1 protein-coding gene is annotated in these 1017 nt (G+C 36.8%); it reads right to left on the bottom strand.

Features of this window, described 5'->3' with window-relative positions; genetic code table 11:
- On the bottom strand, positions 1 to 519 hold a 519-nt coding region (locus B4033_RS01425; protein WP_286831404.1), incomplete at its 3' end, for a Rieske 2Fe-2S domain-containing protein.
- Positions 520 to 1017 lie beyond the last annotated feature (498 nt).

Below are 1017 nucleotides of genomic sequence, written 5' to 3'. Positions count from 1 at the left end.
TGCTTCATCAATTTCTTTTTGTCCAATACTGGCTGAGTGAACATAAGTTTCATGAGTAAGATCCATCAGGTTGTCAATCATCAGGCGATAATCGCAATTGATGTGGAACAATCCGCCACCATATGCCCATTCAGGATTCTCTGCCCATTCAAGTTCAGGTAACTGATCTTCACTTGCAAGTGACTGGTCACCTGGCCATACCCAGATAAAACCGAATTTCTCTATGACACTGAAATTCTTGTTACATGGAAAACCACGAACACGCTGTCCAGGCATAGCAACTGTCTTGCCATCACAGCCCATAACTAAGCCGTGATAACCACAAACCAGATTGCCATCCTCTACAAAGCCTAAAGATAGTGGAGCACCGCGATGTGGGCAGAAGTCTTCTACTGCATAGACCTTATTTTCTTTACCACGATAAAACACCATTTTTTCACCACAGATCTGACGACCTAATGGCTTTTCCATAACTTCTTCAGGACGCGCTGCCACATACCAAGCATTTTTAATGAACATATTCTGATCTCCTTATCAATTGGATCCAATTTATGACTATTGATGCGAATAGTCAATACAAAATGTACAATAAAAGTATAAATTGGATCCATTAATAATATTAAGGGGGAAAATCTGCTTTTATGATTTACTGATGCGGAACTAGTTTCTTTAAGAAATACGACTTGTGAAAAATTGTTTAAACTTTTTATAGTTGCTTTCTTGAGCAGATTACGGATTCTGCCTAGTGTGAAGCATGTGAGAGTGCTATTTAAGACGTTCCTGTAAAAGGAAATAGTGTAATTGCACAATTTGTAGTAAGAACTATTTATTATTACCCAGTATTATTATGACGATTTGCAAGTGATTGTGATCTTGTATAATTGCTCCAATTGCCTGAAAACTCATGCAGAGGGGCGATCAATAAGTACGATATGAAATAGATAATATTTATACGGTATTTTTTACGGTATATGCTGTTAAGATTTAATTTTTTATATTAGATCTCTTTCATAAATC

Source organism: Acinetobacter sp. UBA3132, assembly GCF_002364825.1.
GTDB lineage: Bacteria > Pseudomonadota > Gammaproteobacteria > Pseudomonadales > Moraxellaceae > Acinetobacter > Acinetobacter schindleri.
This window is presented reverse-complemented; position numbering and strand designations above follow the sequence as displayed.